The following is a 15,155-nucleotide window of genomic DNA, read 5'->3' on the forward strand; positions in this document are numbered from 1 at the left end:
GATCTTCCACTCACGTGCAGTTCACGGCCGAGGCGTCTGCCAGCGCACCATGCGATGTTCGAGGCCCACAGGGTCGGTCTTCGTCGTCCCGTCGAACTCGAAGCCCTCCCGGCGGTAGAAGGTGATGGCCCGCTGGTTGCCGTCGAGCACCCAGAGGAACGCCGGCTCTCCTGCGATGGCGGCGGCCAGCAGCTCATGCCCCAGGCCGGTCCCATAGGCCTCTGCCCGGACGTAGAGGGCTATCAGCTGAAGGGAGGGGACGCCCTGGTCCTCCGCGTCTGGGGAAGGGCCGAACCCGGCGAAGCCGAGCAGGCGTCCGGCGTCGTCCGAGGCGAGCAGATGATCCTCCTCGGATCCTTCGATCCGTCGGCGCCAGGTCTCGATGCGCGCCTGCCGACGGTGCCGGCGGTCCTGCAGGATCTCTTCTGCGATCAGGCCGGCATAGGCCTCATCCCACACATCCAGGTGCAGGTCCGTCAGTGCTTCAGCATCGTCAGGAACAGCGGGGCGGATGCGCATGCCGTGAGCCTACTGCAGGGCCTCTGCCGGCTCCTTTGCCGCCACGGGCGTGGTCAGAGCCTTCATCAGCACCACGAAGATCGCCAGCCCGACGCCGAGCACCACCAGTCCCAGCACCACGCTTCCGGACAGAGCCAGGGCCACGTAGGCCAAAGTGGCGCAGACCGAGGCGCTGAGGACGTAGGGAAGCTGGGTCACCACGTGGGTGATCACATTGCAGCTGGAGCCGGTGGCCGAGAGGATCGTGGTGTCCGAGATGGGGGAGGCGTGGTCGCCTGCGACGGCTCCGGCCAGCACGGCACCGAGCACCGGAAGCAGCAGGTCCGGCTGGTCCATGGAGTTGATGATGCCCCCGGCGATGGGCAGCAGGAGACCGAAGGATCCCCAGGAGGTGCCGGTGGCGAAGGACATCGCTCCGGCCACGATGAACACCACCGGAGCCAGCCAGCCGGCGGAGATCTGCGAGGCCTCCACCAGTTCGCCCAAGAAGTCGCCGGTGCCCAGCTGTTCGATCAGATCGCCCAGCATCCAGGCAGGGATGAGGATGGCGATGGCCGGAAGCATGGACTTCACGCCCTCGATCCAGCCGCGGGCAAAGGTGGACCGCGCGAACTGCGGGTTCTTCCGGGTGTTGCGCAGACAGTAGTAGACCGCCGCGGCCAGGCCCAACAGTCCACCGACCATCAGAGCCGCACTGGCATCGGTCTCTGCCAAGATGTCGAAGATGTCCCAGGTTCCGGCGGCCCGCTGGCCGGTCCAGACGATGCCGGCGAACACGCCGATCACCAGCAGTGCGAAGGGCACGATCAGTGCACGGCGGGCACCGGGGTCATGGACCGGCAGATCGTCGGAGAGCTGCCCCGGCACATCGACGGCCGGGTCGAAGAGCTCGCCGCTGGTCAGGGCGCGCCGCTCCTCGGTGCGCATGCTGCCCAGGTCGATGCGGAAGAAGATGACCAGCCACACCATGATGGCCGCGCCGATGGCGTAGAAGTTGGAGACCGCAGCACCCAGGAACGCTTGGACGCTGCTCATCGACAGCGAGGAGGCGGCGATGATCGGCACCAGGATGCCCATGATGTAGGCGCCCCAGCTGGAGACCGGGGAGAGCACGGAGACCGGAGCGGAGGTGGAGTCGATGATGTAGGCCAGCTTCGCCCGGGAGACTCGGTGCTGGTCGGTCACCGGCCGGGAGATCTGCCCGACCGCCAGCGCGTTGAAGTAGTCGTCGATGAAGATGACGATGCCCAGGATGGCCGGCAGGAACATCGCTCCAGGCCGCTTTTCGATCCGCTTCATCGCCCACAGGGCGAAGGCCGTGGTGCCGCCGGACATCATGATGAAGGCGGCGATCACACCGAGCACCAGCAGGAACGCCACGATGTAGACCGACCAGGTGTTGACCTCCCCGTCGGCCCAGAAGTTCGCGGCGAAGGCGTCCCAAACGGCGCGCAGAGCGCTCAGCGGGTTGAGGTCGTGGATCAGCAGTGCGGCGGCGAGCACGCCTGAGCCGAGGCTGATCAGCACCTTTCGCGTGAGGATCACCAGTGTCAGCGCCAGCACCGGCGGCGCCAGTGTCAGGACCGGGTACTCCGTGATGAGGTCGCTCATAGGGGCCTTTCAGGGGGATCCGCGCAGGCGGGGGTGCTGGTGCTCAGTGTAGGGCTCGGGCGTGCGAGCGCAGGGCAGGTATGCTCGTACGCGCCGGAAGACGTGCCCCGGAGGGCCGTGCCCGGTGATGAACATCGAAACTGGACCGGGTGATTCTACCGTGTCAGTTCCGCGCCGTCGCATCGGCGCCGACGTCGGGGTCCGTGGCACGTCGCTCGGCACCGGAGGGGCCCGTCATGGAAAGATGGAGCGGTGACTTCACCTGTTGTGCTCTTCGACCTGGACGGAACGCTCGTGGACCCCGCTGGAGCGATCACCGGCGGCATCGCTGCGGCATTGGAGGCTCACGGGATCGAAGTCCCGGATGAGCAGACGCTGAAGAGCTTCATCGGCCCACCCCTGCAGACCAGTCTGATCGTGCTGCCCGGTGTCACCGAGGAGCTGATCCCGCAGCTCATCGACCACTACCGCGAGGGCTACATCCGTGAGGGTATGGCCGCCAGCGAGGTCTACCCGGGCATCCGTGAGCTGCTGGAGGCGCTGCGCGCCGAAGGGGTGCTGCTGGCCGTGGCCACGTCCAAGCCGGAGCCCCAGGCCGTGCGTCTGCTGAAGATCCAGGGACTGCTCGACCTCTTCGACGTGGTGTCCGGCTCCGATCCCGATGAGACCGTCCCGCACACCAGCAAAGGTCCCATCCTCGCCTCGGCTCTGGAGCGGCTGCCGCAGGCAGAGGCGTCTGCCCCGATGGTCATGGTGGGGGACCGGAAGTTCGACGTCGAGGGCGCGGCTCGCAACACGATGCCTTGCATCGGTGTGACCTGGGGATATGCGCCCGAAGGCGAGTTGGAGGCCCATGGTGCGGCCGCCGTCGTGAGTTCGGCGGACGAGCTGCGCCGGCAGATCACTGAACAGCTCGACGAACAGCTCGGCGCACAGCGGGCCGGAGAGCATGCGGAAGCCTCTGCTCAGCAGATGACCAGCTGACCTGGGCTGACGTCCAGTGGGTTCGGGCTGACGTCCAGGCAGTGCCATGGTCTATGGACGTGATTGAAGGTTGTGCTTGAACTGCGGCACAGGCCCTGCCGTAGGTTGCTGTCCATGAGCTTGTCACACAGCACATCGTTTCCTCGTCGGAGCCTCTTCGGTGCCGCCGTGGCCGTGATGACCGGGGGCTCCGTCTTGGCTGCTCCGGCGGCCCAGGCCTCCTCCACCACCTCCGCCGCATCCGACGCCGCTGAGGCTGCGGAGAACCCCACCCACCAGCTGGGCTGCCCGCTGGGCAAGGGGGTCTGAGCCATGCCTACACCGATCTGGCAGCCCTGCGAGAACTACACCGCAGGCCGCGACGGCACCTCCATCGACCGCATCGTCATCCACTACATCGTGGGCACCTTGGCCGCTGCCGATGTGACCTTCGCCGACCCGAACTCCGGAGTCAGCGCCCACTACGGAATCGGCGAAGGGTCCTTCCACCAGTACGTCAGCGAGATCAACACGGCCTGGCACGCGGGGAACTGGTCGATGAATCAGCGCAGCATCGGCATCGAGCACTCCGCGGACCCGGACCGCCGGCCCACGCTGAACACCTATGACATCTCCATCGAGCTGTGCACCCGCATCTGCCGGGAGTATGGCATCGATCCGCAGACCCAGATCATCCCGCACAGCTCTGTGGCGGCCACTGCATGCCCCGGGACGGTGAACCTGCAGCACATCCGCGACGAGGTCGAACGCAGCCTCTGAACGGTGGGCTGCTCCGAGCTGTGGGCTACTCCGCGCCGAAGTCGTTCGGGTGCGGGCTGCGGCGGGCGTCCTCGCCCTTGTCCAGGGCGTCGATGGCCTCCATCTGCGCGGTGCTGAGCTCAAAGCCCAGGATGTCTGCGTTCTGGGCCATGCGCTGGGGGTCGTCCGACTTGGGGATCAGCACATCGCCGCGCTGCAGGTGCCAGCGCAGGATCACCTGAGGCACGGTGCGGCCGATCTGAGCCGAGATCTCCTGCAGGGCCGGGTCCTGGAACTCGTTGCCCTTGCCCAGCGGGCTCCAAGCCTCGACGGCGATCCCGCGGGCCTTGGAGTACTCGCGGACCTCGTTGTTGGCGAAATAGGGGTGGACCTCGATCTGGTTCACCGCCGGGGCGACCCCAGTGGCCTCGATGATCCGGTCCAAATGCTCCGGCTGGAAGTTGGAGACGCCCACGGCCTTGGTCCGGCCCGACTGCGCCAGCTCCAGCATGGCCCTCCACGTCTCCACATAGTCCACCTCCAGATGAGGCATGGGCCAATGGATCAGGAACAGGTCGACATAGTCCATCCCCAGCTTCTGCAGCGACTCCTCGAAGGTGCTGAAGACATCGGCCGGAGCGTGATGACCATTGTTGAGCTTGGTGGTGATGAACAGCTCCTCGCGGGCCACGCCGGAGGCGCGGGCTCCCTGGCCGACTTCGGCCTCATTGCCGTACATCTGCGCGGTGTCGATATGGCGGTATCCGGCGCGGATGGCCGCCTCCACCGAGGAGGCCGCATCCGCGGACTTCGAAGTCCCGAATCCGATCTGAGGAATGCTGGTACCCGAGTTGAGCTGGATGGTCTCTGACATGAGTCAGATCCTACGCGCGCGGCAGGCCCCCGTCAGCAGTCCACACCCGGCGCTCAGAGCATGGAACAGCTGAGGCCATGGAACTGTCCAGCTCATGGAACGGGATGTCCGGCGGCACGCAGCAGCTCGAACCACTCGGCTCGGCTCAGCGTCACGGAGGCACCGTCCACGGCCTCCTGCACACGGCTGGGCTGCGTGGTGCCCAGGACCACCTGGATCTGAGCGGGGTGTCGAGTCAGCCAGGCGGTGGCGATGCCCGTGGGCGTCACGGCGTGCTCCTCCGCCAGGCGATCCAGCGCCCGGTTCAGCTCTGGGTAGTCAGGGTTCCCGACGAAGGCGCCGGAGGGAGACCGATACGGCGACCAGGCCTGCAGGGTGATGCCGTGGCGGCGGCAGTACTCCACGGTGCCGGCGCCGTCGGGGGAGATCTGAGCGGCCGAGCCCAGTGTGTTGGCATGGATGCCCTCGGTCAGTATGGCGGCATGGGGTAGGGACAGCTGCATCTGATTGGCCGTCAGCGGCTGGGCGAGGGCGGTGCGCAGCAGATCGATCTGGGCCGGGGTGTGGTTGGAGACGCCCACATGCCGGACCTTGCCCGAGCTGACGAGATGGTCGAAGGCGCGGGCCACCTCCTCAGGCTCCACCAACGGGTCCGGACGGTGCAGCAGCAGGATGTCGATGTACTCGGTGTCCAGAGCGCGCAGCGACTCCTCGGTCTCGGCCACGATGTGCTCGTAGGAGAAGTCATAGTGCGGACCGTCTTTGATGATGCCCACCTTGGTCTGCAGCGTGATCTGCTCGCGCTCGGCGGGGGAGAGGGCCATGGCCTCGGCGAATCGGCGTTCGCAGCCGTGGGTGCTCAGCCCGGGTCCATAGATGTCGGCATGGTCGAAGAAGTCGACGCCGGCGTCGCGGGCGGCGCCCACCAGGGCACGGACCTGCTCATCGGACTTCTCTGCGATCCGCATCATGCCCAGCATCACCTGGGGCGCGGTGATATCGGTGTGAGGCATCTCAAAGCGCTTCATGGTCTGAGCCTATACGCCGGGTCTCGATCCTCGACAGACGTCCTTGGAATGCATCCGCGGACGCTCCTGTTCCCACAGACATGCGAGCAATGACTTACGCAGAATACGGTGCCCCTGAAACTCTGGAGCTGACTGAGCAGCCGACCCCCAAGGTGGCTCCCGGATCTGTCCTGATCCGCGTCGAGCGCAGCTCGGTCAACCCCGTCGACTGGAAGCTGATGCAGGGGGGCCTGGACCCCCTGATGGACGTGGTCTTCCCCGTCATCCCAGGCTGGGACGTGGCCGGCGTGATCGAAGAGGTCGGCATGGACGTGCCTGAGTTCTCCCCGGGCGACCGCGTGGCCGCCTACGCCCGCAAGGACTTCGTCCACGGCGGCACCTACGCTGAGTTCGTCTCCCTGCGTGCCGCCGATGTGGCCCGCATCCCCGACGGGGTGGACATCGACCAGGCCGCCGGACTTCCGCTGGCCGGTCTGACCGCGCTGCGGACGCTCCAGCAGCTCGATCTGCGGGCTGAGGATACGCTGTTGATCCATGCTGCCTCCGGCGGCGTGGGTCACATCGCCACACAGCTGGCCGTGGAGGCCGGTGCCACAGTCATCGGCACCGCCTCGGAGAAGAACCACGAGAAGCTGCGCGCCGCCGGGGCCACGCCGGTCACATACGGCGACGGCCTGGAAGAGCGGGTCCGCGAGATCGCCCCGAACGGTGTGACCGCTGTGGCTGACTTCGCCGGCGACGTGCTGGATCAGACCCTGGCCGTACTGGCCGAGGGCGGACGTCTGGCCTCCATCCTGGACGGCGGCTTCACCGAGCACGGCGGTCAGCTCATCTGGGTCCGCCCTGACGCCGCCGGGCTGGAGGCTCTGCTGGGCCGCATCGCCGAGGGCACGCTGTCGGTGGAGATCGACAGCACCTACCCGCTGGCAGAATCTGCCGCGGCCATGCAGCGCAACATCGAAGGCTCCAACGGCAAGGTCCTCATCGACGCCACACAGTGACCTCGCTGAGCAGCTGAGCCACTCAGCTCAGCTGCACCGTTGAACAGTCCGAGCCGGCGGCCGGTCTCCCCTCAGGCGGGGGAGACCGGCCGCTCGCCTGTACCCAGCACGATCTCCTGCAGCCGCTGGTGGAACTCGGTGACGTGCTCGGCGGTCAGCTCCGCGGCCCGCTCCGGCTCAGCCTCAGCCACCGCCTCCAGCAGGGAACGGTGCCCCTCGATGTGCTCCGCCGCCGAGGGTGCCTTCTGGATAGCCGACCACCACAGCCGCGTGGCCAGGTTGTCCAGCCGGAAGAGCGTCTCGCGCATATAGGCGTTGTCGATCAGCTCATAGATCGCCCGGTGCACTGCCAGGTCATACTTGATGAGCGTGCGAGCCGAGGGCGCGGAATCCATCAGCTCGCCGATGTGGGCAGACATCTCCTGGACGGACGTCACTGTGGTCGAGCAGGGCCCGCTCTACGCGACCGGAGGATCGAGCACCCATGCCCCGGGGTTCGTCTTCCAGACCTCTGGGAGCAAAGCGTCCTCGGAGCTGGCCCAGCGCACTCTGGACAAGCTGGGCGGGATCGAGGTCGGCGGCCAGTGGGTCTCCAAACGCGTGGGCGGCATCGAGATCGCCACTTCGGAGGAGCGCCTGTGGGAGCTGCACCGGCGCCACGGGTTCGCTGAGGCCTGGGGCGTTCCTTCGCGGCTGATCTCTGCGGACGAGGTGGCCCGGCTCTGGCCCGGACTGGACGTCTCCGGCATCCATGGCGGTCTGCACACGCCCACCGACGCTGTGGTCAAAGGTGTCCGCGCGGTGGAGTTCCAGGCCGGCCGAGCCCAGGAGGGCGGTGCCCGGATCATCGACCGGACCCGCGTGGTCGGCATCCGCACCTACGGAGGTCGGGTCAGCGGCGTCGACGTCGAACCGGTGGGCGGCGGCGAGGTCTCCTCGCTGGAGGCTGACCTCGTCATCTCCTGCGCCGGACTGTGGGGCCCTGGCGCCGCACGCGAGATGCTCGGCATCGAGATCCCCATGCTGCCGGTGGAGCACGGCTTCGGGTTCAGCCAGCCGGTCTCCTCGCTGCGGGGCCTGGACGAGCCCACTGAGGTGGTCAAGCCCATGCTGCGGCATCAGGACCATGCCATGTACCTGCGGGAATGGGGCCAGCGGATCGCGATCGGCGCCTATGAGCACCGTCCGCTCCCGGTGGAGCACGAGCAGATCGCCAGCCCCGAGCAGGCCCAGCGCACCGGTGTCCAGCCCTCCATCCATCCCTTCACCCGAGCGGACTTCGAACCCAGCTGGCAGGAGGCGCAGAAGCTGCTCCCTGAGCTGCGCGACTCCTCGTTGGATGAGTCCATGAGCTTCAACGGCATCTTCTCCTTCACTCCGGACGACGGCCCCATGCTCGGGCCGGTTCCCGGCGTGGACGGCCTCTGGATGGCCCAGGCGGTGTGGGTGACCCAATCGGCCGGCGTCGGGCAGATCATGGCCGACTGGGTGACCACCGGTGACCCGGGCATCGACACCCACGGGTTGGACCTGCGGCGCTTCGACCCCTCTGAGGTCTCCAAGCGATGGACCGCCGAACGCAGTGCGGAGTCCTATGACGAGGTCTATGACATCGTCCACCCCCGAGCCACCACCCTGAAGCTGCGCGGACTGCGCACCCCTCCCTTCTATGAGCGCCAGCGCGGCAAGGGCGCCGTGTTCAGCGCAGCCAACTCTTGGGAACGCCCGCTCTGGTACGAATCCAACGCCACACTGGCCGACGGGCGCCCGGCGGTTCCCATGCTGGGCGAGCAGACTCTGCCCCCGCGTGACCCGTGGTCGGCCCAGTACTGGAGCCCGATCGTCGCGGTGGAGGCCCGGCAGATGCGTGAGTCGGTCGGCCTGGTGGACATGTCCTCCCTGCCGCGCCTGTGGCTCTCGGGCCCTGGAGCCACCGACTTCCTCAACGGTCTGCACGAGGAGGGCCTGCTCAGCCGACCGATGGGCAAGAGTGTGGGCAGCGTGGTCTACACCCTGATGCTCAGCCCTGAGGGCGGGATCCTCTCTGATGTGACCATCGCCCGGACCGATGAGGACACGTACCACATCGGTGCCAACGGCAACCTCGACGCCGCCTGGCTGCGCGAACAGATGGACGCACGCGGCGTCCGGCTGGAGCTGCGCGATGCCCACTCCGGCTCCTGCGGCCTGGGGCTGTGGGGACCGCAGGCCCGCGAGGTGCTCTCCACGCTGGTGGATGAGGACATCTCGCATGAGGCGTTCAAGTTCTACCGCTGTCGGGAGCTGAGCGTCGGCGGAGTGCCGGTCCTGGCCATGCGGCTGAGCTACGTCGGTGAGCTGGGCTGGGAGCTCTACGCTCCGGCCGAGTTCGGACGCTATCTCTGGGACGAACTCATGGCAGCCGGCAAGCCCCACGGCATCCTGCCGGTGGGACGGCGAGCCTTCGAGAGCCTTCGCCTGGAGAAGGGCTTCCGGCTCTGGGGCACGGATATGACGCGTGAGCACACCCCGGCGGAGGCGGGGGTGAGCTTCGCCGTCCGTGGAGCCGCCGCAGAGAAGCTGGCCGCCGAGGGCAAGGATGTTCCGTCGCGTCGTCTGTCCTGCCTGCTGCTGGATGACCCTTCCGAAGTGGTCATGGGTCACGAGCCGGTCTATGCCGAGGGGGCGGCCTCCGGCCAGGCTCCGATCGGCTATGTCACCAGCGCCGACCAGGGCTACACGATCGGGCAGTCCATCGCCTACGCGTGGCTTCCGGCGGAGCTGGCAGAGGTCGGCTCGCGCGTGGAGATCGCCTACTTCGATCGCAGGATCCCCGCATCTGTGGCTCAGGAGCCGCTGCTGGATCCCCAGGCGCTGCGCATGCGGGCTTGACCGGACGCGGCAGAAAAAGGCCCTTCGAAATTCTCGGCAGGGCCCCTTTCTGCAACAACATTGCCGTAACACAGCTCGCCTATAGTGGTGCATCGTGCATACGCCTGATTCCGAGAAACGTCATGACGATCGCCCTCTGGCCACGGAGCGGACCATTCCACATTCCCCGCCGGAAGACGTCCTCGGCGTCCTGACCGGAACCTTCCTGGCCGCCCTCGGCCTCTACCTCCTTCAGGAGGCAGAGGCCGTGACAGGTGGGACGGCGGGCTTGGCGCTGCTGCTGACCTATGCCACTCCGCTGAGCTTCGGATGGCTGTTCGTCCTGGTGAATCTGCCCTTCTTCCTGCTCGCGCTGTGGAAGAAGGGGTGGCGTTTCACGCTCAAGACCTTGGTCTCAGTGGCGATCGTCTCGGTGTTCTCAGAGGTGAATGAGTTTCTGCTGCCCGTCCCAGACATCAACCCCATCTACGGCGTCGTGGCGGGGAACCTGCTGCTCGGTGTGGCGCTGCTGATCGTCTTCCGGCACGGCTCCAGCCTGGGTGGTTTCAACGTCTTGGCGCTGATCGCACAGGAGCAGTTCCATCTGCGGGCGGGCTATGTGCAGATGTCTCTGGATCTGGTGGTGATCCTGCTGGCGCTGACTGTGATGGCGCCCAGCGGTGTGGTGCTCTCGGCGGCAGGCGCCGTGGTGCTCAATATCGTGTTGGCCTTCAATCATCGTCCGGGGCGCTACAGGGCCTAGCTCGGTGGTCCCGCCGCACATGAATGTGCCGCCCTCCCGGCGGGGGAAGGCGGCACATTCTCGCGACTGGTGAGGCGTGGCCTCAGAGGCCGAGGCCTGCGACCAGATCGGTCACGGTCTGGCCGATTGCGCCGACCGCTCCGAGCACGTCTGTCAGAAGTCCACTCACCATTCAGATCACCTTCCGGTTTTCCTCGCTGCGGTCCACGACTGTCATGGACCGATCTGTCAGGCAGCTGGTGCGGCCAGGTACCGAGATTCATCCTGACAAGACGCTGTTACGAGGGAATGCGGCATACGTTACGCGCCGGTAGAACAGGTTCTGTTCAGCCGCCCGTCGTCTCGGCTCTGCTCGTCCGCTGATGATGGACACCGTGAGTTTGGGGTGCGAGCATCTTCCGATGGATATCACACAGTATTGGGACGGGTGGGACCCCATCGTCCACACTCTTGTCACCGTCGTCGCCGGTTATCTGGCGCTTCTGGTGATGCTCCGGATCTCTGGTCCGAGGACCATGGCCTCGATGACCCCGCTGGACTTCATCGTGGCGGTGACCATCGGATCCGCGTTCGGCCGCACACTGACCGCCGTGGACGTGCCCTTGGCGCAGACGGTCCTGACGCTGGCGCTGCTCATCGTGCTGCAATGGCTGTTGGCGCTGGTCCGCGGGCGCGCTCCGGCAGTGCGCAGGCTTCTGGACTCGCCTCCGGTCCTCATCTATCACGCCGGCGAGTTTCAGCGGCGGGCAATGCGGCGCCACCAGCTGGTCGAAGATGACGTCCACACTGCGGCGAGGACTTCGGGCCTGGGCTCCCTGGATGAGGTGGCTGCCGTCATCCTGCAGCAGGACGGGGGCCTCGCCGTCATCGTCGAGGGACAGATGGGGGATGGTTCGAGCGTCCTGCCCTATGTCGAGGACGATGGCGCTCCGGATCGGCCGGGAAAGCCTCGATAGGGTAGGGGTATGACCTCTCCTGTCTCCTCTGATGCGCTCCGCCCTGCAGCCGGCCCCAAGACGGTGGTGGCCGCTGCCCTGATGCGTCGCGTCCACGAGCATCAGGATGATGCTGACGGTGTCCGGCAGATGCTCATCGCTCGCCGCACTGCTCCCGAGTCGGTGGCGGGCCTGTGGGAGTTCCCCGGAGGCAAGCTCGAGCCGGGGGAGAGCCTGCGCGCCGGCGTCGTGCGTGAGCTGCAGGAGGAGCTCGGCGTCGAGGTGGAGCTGGGCGCCGAGGTCACCGGACCGGGGCATGCCGGCTATTCGGCGGAGACCGGCTGGCGGCTGACTGAGCGCCATACGATGAGGCTCTTCGCCGGTGTCGTGGCTGAGGGGGAGCCGTACCCCTTGGAGGACCATGACCGGCTGGACTGGGTTCCGCTGACCGAGGAGCTGCTGGAGTACCCCTGGATCCCGGCGGACCGGCCCATCGTCGAGCAGCTCATCAAGGACTATGGCCGCTGAGGGCTGGCGCCAGCAGAGTTGCCACGTGCCGGATCGCACCGGGCTCTTCCTCAGAACGCGCCGAAATAGGCGATCTGCGGAAGCTCGGCGGGGTGATCCGCTCAGTCTCAACGGGGCCTTAACTGGGTGACGCCTGCGGAAGCAGTGAGGAGGGCCTCTGCTGTGTGAAGTTGTCCTCAGAAGTCCGGGAAATAGCCTCTTCGCCCCCAGTTCGCTCTCCTGAGCTAGTTTAAAGACTCCCGTAGATTCCCGCAAAACCCTTCCAAATCATGGTGAAAAGTGGGAGAAAAGTGGGACTCTCGTGCCGGGCCACGCTCGGTCATCAAAGACTCGCTCTTTGCCCACCGCCGACGCTACTCGACATGAACGACAGCCCTTGATCTCTGAGAAGCGCATGTTGACCAGGTAGAGCATGTTGAAGACTTCTGCCGAGGAGGCACACTGAGCTGGGGCTGATGCAGGAACAGGTGACAGTTCGCTCTTAGGCCGCCAGGGCGACGGCTTGTTCCAGTAGGTGGGCTTCAAACTGTACTGGGGTCATCCGCCCCAGCTCCTGCTGCTTCCTCCTTCGGTGATAGGTCTTCTCGATCCAGGTGACGATCTTCATCCGCAGCTGCTGACGGGTCGCCCAGACCTCACGGTCCAGGACATTGTTCTGCAGCAGTGAGTAGAAGGACTCCATCGCTGCGTTATCCCCGGCAGCACCGACTCGGCCCATAGAGCCGATCAGCCCGTGCTGCTCCAACACTCGGGTGACTTTCTTCGCTCGAAATTGGCCGTATTCAAGTGGTCGTCGCAACACCTACCTGATGGAGGTGTTCGATGGGCATTGGCCCAAGGCAGAAGAGGGCAAGGGAATATCGCGGTCAGATCGTCTCTCCTGGGCGCCCAACGGTGGCTTGGCGCGAGGACCGTGTGCGGTTCTGGCAGGCCATCGCTGCAGGAGCTAAGACCCGAGAGGCCGGTGAAGCCGCCGGTGTCTCCGAGCCTGTAGCTCACCGTTGGTTCCGACATGCTGGTGGCGTGAATCCACACTTGGCCTCGACTGTTTCCGGACGGTATATCTCCTCCTCTGAACGGGAGGACATCGCTTTATGGCGAGCCCAAGACAGCGGGGTCCGTGAGATCGCCCGTCGGCTGGGGCGTAGCCCATCGACGATCTCACGGGAGCTACGGCGTAACGCCTCGACCAGGACCTATCAGCTGGAGTACAAGGCCTCGATTGCTCAGTGGCATGCTGAGCGGCGCGCCCGCCGTCCGAAGACCGCGAAGATGGTCACCAACGACCGGCTGCGCCAGTACGTCCAAGACAAGCTCAGCGGTGAGATCATCACCGCCGAAGGTGAAGTTGTCGGCCCCGAGGGCCCGGCCTGGGATGGAAAGAACAAGCCCCACCGTGGGGACCGTGAATGGGTCACCGCCTGGAGTCCGCAGCAGATTGCCAAGCGGCTGCCACTGGAGTTCCCCGATGACCCGACCATGAGGATCTCTCATGAGGCGATCTATCAGGCCCTCTACGTCGAATCCCGCGGCGGGCTTGCCCGGAAGCAGTCCTGGCACCTGCGCCGAGGTCGCACCAAGCGAATGCCCCGGGCCCGCACACGGCAGGAAGCCTGGGCTCATGTCACTGCCGAGACCGTGCTGCAGAAACGCCCCAAGGAGGTCGAGGACCGCAAGATCGCCGGCCACTGGGAAGGTGACCTGATCATCGGACTGAAGCGTTCGGCCGTGGCCACGTTGATCGAGCGCACCACCCGCTACGCGATACTGGTCCACCTGCCCCGCCAGGCCGGGTACGGGCAAATTCGACCAACGAAGAACGGCCCGGCACTGGCGGGGTATGGGGCGTTGACCATGAAAGACGCTCTGGCGAAGTCGATCACCCATCTGCCTGAGCAGCTGCGCCGTTCTTTGACCTGGGACCGCGGCAAAGAGCTCTCGGCACATGCGCTGCTGACGAAAGAGACTGGGCTGCCGGTGTACTTCGCTGACGCGAAGAGTCCCTGGCAGCGTGGCTCCAACGAGCACCTCAATGGTCTGCTTCGGCAATACTTCCCGAAAGGCACTGACCTCTCCAGGTGGAACGCCACCGAAATCGCAGCTATCGCCACCGCCATGAACAACCGGCCACGCGGGATCTTGGGGTGGCGCACTCCCGCCGAGGCGTTCGCCGATCAACTACGCTCAGTCCAACAACACACTGTTGCGACGACCAGTTGAATACGGCCAGTATGTCTCACTGGCCTATTCGGACGCTCTCATCGCAGCGGGGGTGAAAGCATCAGTCGGCACCGTTGGCGATAGCTACGATAACGCCCTGGCCGAGACCGTGAACGGTCTCTACAAGACGGAACTGATCTACTCGAAGCGGATCTGGGATTCGGTCAGCGAAGTCGAGTTGGCGACGATGGGCTGGGTCCACTGGTGGAACACGACCCGGCTCCACGAGGCGCTCGACTACCGCACTCCAGCGGCAGTCGAAGCGGCCTACACTCACACCACGACGACCGCGCCCGCGACCGTCTAACCACGGAACGAAACCCAGGGCGCTTCACTCGTTGGTTGGGTATTAAACCCGCTCACTGGTGCATTATCTCTGACACACCTCGGACAGGACGGAACGATGTCCTGAAACCAGACACCGCAGGGCCCACCAGATCGTCGTTGTTCGAACCGCCGACATCACCGGTTCGAGTCCTACTGAGGTCTCCTTCCGTCTGACGGCGTAGTGCGGTGGCCTGGACTTCGGGGTTGAACATGATGTTGAACGGCCCCCCCGGTTCCCCGTCCACGGTGTCAGCCTCGGTGACGTAGAGCTTGTCGAAGAAGGCCTGGTTCGCGACCCGGCGCAGCGAGTCATCGATGCTGGTGTAGATCGCGTGGCAGTCCTTCGCCAGGGCCAGGCAGTCGTCCAGGTGCGCCTGGAGCAGTTTGACCCGTTCATCCAGCAGATCATCACGTTCATGTTGGTATGCCTGACGTTCCTGCTTGCTGGTGGCGCTGAGCCGGTCGAACTCTGCGGTGATCAGATCCCGCAGCGCGGCGAGCACGTGCTCAGGTATCTGCACCCGCCGATAGTGGTCCTCCACTGCGCGTTCGACATCGGGGATGAACATGGATTTCTGTTCGCAGTTGGTGCACTTGGAGTGCCGGCCAGCACAGATGAGGTACGGGTAGATCACCCCTCGCCGGCTGCGGGCCATGGTCACGATCAGCCGGGAGCCGCACTGACCGCAGAAGACCGAACCCTTCACGTAGTGCTCGTGGGACTGGGTCTTCTCCCCGAAAGCCTGCTTGGCATGAAGCACCATCTGGACCCGATAC

The 15,155-nt window shown here is 65.7% G+C and carries 15 protein-coding genes and 2 pseudogenes; 10 read left to right on the forward strand and 7 right to left on the reverse strand.

Annotated elements, in window-relative coordinates; all coding sequences use genetic code 11:
- Window positions 1-21: 21 nt before the first annotated feature.
- Window positions 22-519 carry a GNAT family N-acetyltransferase gene (locus JOF45_RS03430; protein WP_210047945.1) on the reverse strand — a complete coding sequence of 166 codons (498 nt, stop codon included), beginning with the start codon at window positions 517-519 and terminating at the stop codon, window positions 22-24.
- Window positions 520-528: 9 nt separating this feature from the next.
- Entirely contained in the window at window positions 529-2,130 is a 1,602-nt protein-coding gene (locus JOF45_RS03435; protein WP_210047946.1) for a Na+/H+ antiporter NhaC family protein, read from the reverse strand.
- Window positions 2,131-2,382: 252 nt separating this feature from the next.
- Here JOF45_RS03435 and JOF45_RS03440 point away from each other — a divergent pair, with 252 nt between their 5' ends.
- The 3 genes from JOF45_RS03440 to JOF45_RS03450 all read left to right on the forward strand — a co-directional run bounded on the left by JOF45_RS03440 (window position 2,383) and on the right by JOF45_RS03450 (window position 3,873).
- A complete protein-coding gene (locus tag JOF45_RS03440; RefSeq protein WP_210047947.1) occupies window positions 2,383-3,114 on the forward strand; it encodes an HAD hydrolase-like protein in 732 nt (243 codons plus the stop codon).
- Window positions 3,115-3,228: 114 nt separating this feature from the next.
- The gene (locus JOF45_RS03445; RefSeq protein WP_210047948.1) at window positions 3,229-3,423 is read left to right on the forward strand and encodes a hypothetical protein; all 195 of its coding nucleotides are present in this window, start codon (window positions 3,229-3,231) and stop codon (window positions 3,421-3,423) included.
- A gap of 3 nt (window positions 3,424-3,426) precedes the next feature.
- Window positions 3,427-3,873 carry an N-acetylmuramoyl-L-alanine amidase gene (locus JOF45_RS03450; RefSeq protein ID WP_210047949.1) on the forward strand — a complete coding sequence of 149 codons (447 nt, stop codon included), beginning with the start codon at window positions 3,427-3,429 and terminating at the stop codon, window positions 3,871-3,873.
- Window positions 3,874-3,898: 25 nt separating this feature from the next.
- Here the strand turns inward: JOF45_RS03450 and JOF45_RS03455 are convergent, their stop codons facing one another.
- Together JOF45_RS03455 and JOF45_RS03460 are read right to left on the reverse strand one after the other, a co-directional pair.
- The gene (locus JOF45_RS03455; RefSeq protein ID WP_210047951.1) at window positions 3,899-4,726 is read right to left on the reverse strand and encodes an aldo/keto reductase; all 828 of its coding nucleotides are present in this window, start codon (window positions 4,724-4,726) and stop codon (window positions 3,899-3,901) included.
- Between the two features lie 92 nt (window positions 4,727-4,818).
- Window positions 4,819-5,754: an aldo/keto reductase gene (locus JOF45_RS03460; RefSeq protein ID WP_210047953.1), complete on the reverse strand. Its 936-nt coding sequence runs from the start codon at window positions 5,752-5,754 to the stop codon at window positions 4,819-4,821.
- Between the two features lie 89 nt (window positions 5,755-5,843).
- Between JOF45_RS03460 and JOF45_RS03465 the strand changes: the two genes are divergently transcribed.
- Window positions 5,844-6,755 (forward strand): NADP-dependent oxidoreductase, encoded by a 912-nt coding sequence (locus tag JOF45_RS03465; protein WP_342591377.1) that lies wholly within the window; start codon window positions 5,844-5,846, stop codon window positions 6,753-6,755.
- Between the two features lie 71 nt (window positions 6,756-6,826).
- On the opposite strand, the gene JOF45_RS03470 is transcribed toward JOF45_RS03465, so the two are convergent.
- Window positions 6,827-7,150, reverse strand: coding sequence for an FCD domain-containing protein (locus JOF45_RS03470; protein ID WP_210047957.1), 324 nt, complete (start codon window positions 7,148-7,150; stop codon window positions 6,827-6,829).
- Between JOF45_RS03470 and JOF45_RS03475 the strand changes: the two genes are divergently transcribed.
- The 4 genes from JOF45_RS03475 (at window position 7,119) to JOF45_RS03490 (ending at window position 11,831) form a co-directional block, all read left to right on the forward strand.
- Window positions 7,119-9,626: a GcvT family protein gene (locus tag JOF45_RS03475; protein ID WP_210047959.1), complete on the forward strand. Its 2,508-nt coding sequence runs from the start codon at window positions 7,119-7,121 to the stop codon at window positions 9,624-9,626. The genes JOF45_RS03470 and JOF45_RS03475 overlap by 32 nt on opposite strands.
- 94 nt (window positions 9,627-9,720) lie before the next feature.
- Window positions 9,721-10,368, forward strand: a complete 648-nt coding sequence (locus JOF45_RS03480; RefSeq protein ID WP_342591378.1) for a YitT family protein — start codon at window positions 9,721-9,723, stop codon at window positions 10,366-10,368.
- Window positions 10,369-10,769: 401 nt separating this feature from the next.
- A complete protein-coding gene (locus JOF45_RS03485; RefSeq protein ID WP_210047961.1) occupies window positions 10,770-11,324 on the forward strand; it encodes a DUF421 domain-containing protein in 555 nt (184 codons plus the stop codon).
- Between the two features lie 9 nt (window positions 11,325-11,333).
- A complete protein-coding gene (locus JOF45_RS03490; RefSeq protein WP_245324117.1) occupies window positions 11,334-11,831 on the forward strand; it encodes a (deoxy)nucleoside triphosphate pyrophosphohydrolase in 498 nt (165 codons plus the stop codon).
- A 481-nt stretch (window positions 11,832-12,312) separates the two neighbouring features.
- Here the strand turns inward: JOF45_RS03490 and JOF45_RS03495 are convergent.
- A pseudogene (locus tag JOF45_RS03495) lies at window positions 12,313-12,606 on the reverse strand (integrase core domain-containing protein); the annotation flags it as partial.
- Window positions 12,607-12,653: 47 nt separating this feature from the next.
- Here JOF45_RS03495 and JOF45_RS03500 point away from each other — a divergent pair.
- Together JOF45_RS03500 and JOF45_RS03505 are read left to right on the forward strand one after the other, a co-directional pair.
- Window positions 12,654-14,051: an IS30 family transposase gene (locus tag JOF45_RS03500; RefSeq protein WP_210047787.1), complete on the forward strand. Its 1,398-nt coding sequence runs from the start codon at window positions 12,654-12,656 to the stop codon at window positions 14,049-14,051.
- 7 nt (window positions 14,052-14,058) lie between these two features.
- Window positions 14,059-14,358 (forward strand): annotated as a pseudogene (locus JOF45_RS03505) (integrase core domain-containing protein); the annotation flags it as partial.
- Window positions 14,359-14,410: 52 nt separating this feature from the next.
- Here JOF45_RS03505 and JOF45_RS03510 read toward each other — a convergent pair.
- On the reverse strand, window positions 14,411-15,142 hold the full coding sequence (locus tag JOF45_RS03510; protein ID WP_210047962.1) for a recombinase zinc ribbon domain-containing protein: 732 nt from the start codon (window positions 15,140-15,142) through the stop codon (window positions 14,411-14,413).
- Window positions 15,143-15,155: the final 13 nt, after the last annotated feature.

This window comes from Nesterenkonia lacusekhoensis, assembly GCF_017876395.1.
GTDB lineage: Bacteria > Actinomycetota > Actinomycetes > Actinomycetales > Micrococcaceae > Nesterenkonia > Nesterenkonia lacusekhoensis.

Coding starts and splice junctions, on each gene's coding strand:
- JOF45_RS03430 (WP_210047945.1), bottom strand. CDS start 519: ATGCGCATCCGCCCCGCTGTTCCTGACGATGCTGAAGCACTGACGGAC.
- JOF45_RS03435 (WP_210047946.1), bottom strand. CDS start 2,130: ATGAGCGACCTCATCACGGAGTACCCGGTCCTGACACTGGCGCCGCCG.
- JOF45_RS03445 (WP_210047948.1), top strand. CDS start 3,229: ATGAGCTTGTCACACAGCACATCGTTTCCTCGTCGGAGCCTCTTCGGT.
- JOF45_RS03450 (WP_210047949.1), top strand. CDS start 3,427: ATGCCTACACCGATCTGGCAGCCCTGCGAGAACTACACCGCAGGCCGC.
- JOF45_RS03455 (WP_210047951.1), bottom strand. CDS start 4,726: ATGTCAGAGACCATCCAGCTCAACTCGGGTACCAGCATTCCTCAGATC.
- JOF45_RS03460 (WP_210047953.1), bottom strand. CDS start 5,754: ATGAAGCGCTTTGAGATGCCTCACACCGATATCACCGCGCCCCAGGTG.
- JOF45_RS03465 (WP_342591377.1), top strand. CDS start 5,844: ATGACTTACGCAGAATACGGTGCCCCTGAAACTCTGGAGCTGACTGAG.
- JOF45_RS03475 (WP_210047959.1), top strand. CDS start 7,119: ATGAGCGTGCGAGCCGAGGGCGCGGAATCCATCAGCTCGCCGATGTGG.
- JOF45_RS03470 (WP_210047957.1), bottom strand. CDS start 7,150: ATGGATTCCGCGCCCTCGGCTCGCACGCTCATCAAGTATGACCTGGCA.
- JOF45_RS03485 (WP_210047961.1), top strand. CDS start 10,770: ATGGATATCACACAGTATTGGGACGGGTGGGACCCCATCGTCCACACT.
- JOF45_RS03490 (WP_245324117.1), top strand. CDS start 11,334: ATGACCTCTCCTGTCTCCTCTGATGCGCTCCGCCCTGCAGCCGGCCCC.
- JOF45_RS03500 (WP_210047787.1), top strand. CDS start 12,654: ATGGGCATTGGCCCAAGGCAGAAGAGGGCAAGGGAATATCGCGGTCAG.
- JOF45_RS03510 (WP_210047962.1), bottom strand. CDS start 15,142: ATGGTGCTTCATGCCAAGCAGGCTTTCGGGGAGAAGACCCAGTCCCAC.